Origin of the sequence: Bacterioplanoides sp., assembly GCF_965226395.1 — a bacterium.
GTDB lineage: Bacteria > Pseudomonadota > Gammaproteobacteria > Pseudomonadales > Oceanobacteraceae > Bacterioplanoides.
In genome coordinates, this window is sequence record NZ_OZ245358.1 from 1,935,001 (window position 1) to 1,937,500 (window position 2,500).

At 49.5% G+C, this 2,500-nt stretch carries 3 rRNA genes (2 of these 3 running past the window's edge); all 3 read left to right on the top strand.

The annotated features are described in order from the left end of the window. A 23S ribosomal RNA gene (locus ACO05E_RS08845) occupies window positions 1–1,310 on the top strand; it begins 1,578 nt to the left of the window's first position. A 184-nt stretch (window positions 1,311–1,494) separates the two neighbouring features. Continuing rightward, window positions 1,495–1,610 (top strand): 5S ribosomal RNA (gene rrf / locus ACO05E_RS08850). 384 nt (window positions 1,611–1,994) lie between these two features. Continuing rightward, window positions 1,995–2,500: ribosomal RNA gene (locus tag ACO05E_RS08855) — 16S ribosomal RNA — on the top strand; it runs 1,033 nt beyond the window's last position.

The window sequence follows — 2,500 nt, forward strand, 5'->3', positions numbered from 1 at the left end:
AAAGAAACCGTACTCTAAACCGACACAGGTGGGTAGGTAGAGAATACCAAGGCGCTTGAGAGAACTCGGGTGAAGGAACTAGGCAAAATGGCACCGTAACTTCGGGAGAAGGTGCGCCGGCTAGGGTGAAGGACTTGCTCCGTAAGCTCTGGCCGGTCGAAGATACCAGGTGGCTGCGACTGTTTATTAAAAACACAGCACTCTGCAAACACGAAAGTGGACGTATAGGGTGTGACGCCTGCCCGGTGCCGGAAGGTTAATTGATGGGGTTAGCTTCGGCGAAGCTCTTGATCGAAGCCCCGGTAAACGGCGGCCGTAACTATAACGGTCCTAAGGTAGCGAAATTCCTTGTCGGGTAAGTTCCGACCTGCACGAATGGCGTAACGACGGCCACACTGTCTCCACCCGAGACTCAGTGAAATTGAATTCGCAGTTAAGATGCTGCGTTCCCGCGGCTAGACGGAAAGACCCCGTGAACCTTTACTATAGCTTCACAGTGAACTTTGAATTGTCTTGTGTAGGATAGCTGGGAGGCTTTGAAGCGTTAACGCCAGTTAGCGTGGAGCCAATCTTGAAATACCAGCCTGGTCAATTTGGGGTTCTAACTCAGGTCCATTATCTGGATCGAGGACACTGTGTGGTGGGTAGTTTGACTGGGGCGGTCTCCTCCCAAAGAGTAACGGAGGAGCACGAAGGTCGGCTAATCCTGGTCGGACATCAGGAGGTTAGTGCAATGGCATAAGCCGGCTTAACTGCGAGACAGACACGTCGAGCAGGTACGAAAGTAGGTCATAGTGATCCGGTGGTTCTGTATGGAAGGGCCATCGCTCAACGGATAAAAGGTACTCCGGGGATAACAGGCTGATACCGCCCAAGAGTTCACATCGACGGCGGTGTTTGGCACCTCGATGTCGGCTCATCACATCCTGGGGCTGAAGCCGGTCCCAAGGGTATGGCTGTTCGCCATTTAAAGTGGTACGCGAGCTGGGTTTAGAACGTCGTGAGACAGTTCGGTCCCTATCTGCCGTGGGCGTTTGAGATTTGAGAAGAGCTGCTCCTAGTACGAGAGGACCGGAGTGGACGAACCTCTGGTGTTCGGGTTGTCATGCCAATGGCATTGCCCGGTAGCTACGTTCGGACAGGATAACCGCTGAAAGCATCTAAGCGGGAAGCCCCCTTCAAGATGAGATCTCACTGGAGCTTCGAGCTCCCTAAAGGGCCCAGGAAGACTACCTGGTTGATAGGCAAGGTGTGTAAGCGTTGTGAGGCGTTGAGCTAACTTGTACTAATTGCCCGTGAGGCTTGACCATATAACACCCAAACTTGGTGGTGTTAACAAGCCAACTCTGAATAAAACAGAGTAAAGAACAATCGGCACCGCCGGTTCGTAAGAGAATCTTAATTAAAAAACTCATGTATCCAACCCTATTGGTTTTACTTACGCAGTCGCATCAATAAGACGACAGTCAGACGTAAATAAAACAACAAGCTTTGCTTGACGACAATAGAGCTGTGGAACCACCTGAATCCATTCCGAACTCAGAAGTGAAACGCAGTATCGCCGATGGTAGTGTGGGGTTTCCCCATGTGAGAGTAGGTCATCGTCAAGCTCTTATCCTAAAAACCCCGATCGCTTATGCGGTCGGGGTTTTTTACTATTAGTACAAGCAGTTGATTTTCATCAGGCTTGGTCAACAACAGACTTCAAAATAATTTGAAATTAGTTGTTGACACCGAGGTTCAGGTATTTATAATGCGCCTCCGCTTTGAGAGATAAGCATTTATTTCAAAGCAAGTTCTTTAAAAATTAGCATTAAGTAATTCGTGTGGGTGCTTACTGAGATGTTGTGGAGACACGCTGAGGTTGCTCTTTTGAGTGATTCAGCACGCAATATTTTCAAGTAAGAACTCGTCGATAATTCATTTATAGATTTATTGTCAGTTTTATTCTTGAGCAAGATTTAGATTGGATATTCCACCAATCGAAACTTTTTAAACTGAAGAGTTTGATCATGGCTCAGATTGAACGCTGGCGGCAGGCTTAACACATGCAAGTCGAGCGGTAACAGAGATAGCTTGCTATCTGCTGACGAGCGGCGGACGGGTGAGTAACGCGTAGGAATCTACCTAGTAGTGGGGGACAACAGTTGGAAACGACTGCTAATACCGCATACGCCCTACGGGGGAAAGCAGGGGATCTTCGGACCTTGCGCTATTAGATGAGCCTGCGTCGGATTAGCTAGTTGGTGGGGTAATGGCCTACCAAGGCGACGATCCGTAGCTGGTCTGAGAGGATGATCAGCCACACTGGGACTGAGACACGGCCCAGACTCCTACGGGAGGCAGCAGTGGGGAATATTGCACAATGGGCGAAAGCCTGATGCAGCCATGCCGCGTGTGTGAAGAAGGCTCTAGGGTTGTAAAGCACTTTCAGAAGGGAGGAAAGGTTGTCCGTTAATACCTGGCAACTGTGACGTTACCTTCAGAAGAAGCACCGGCT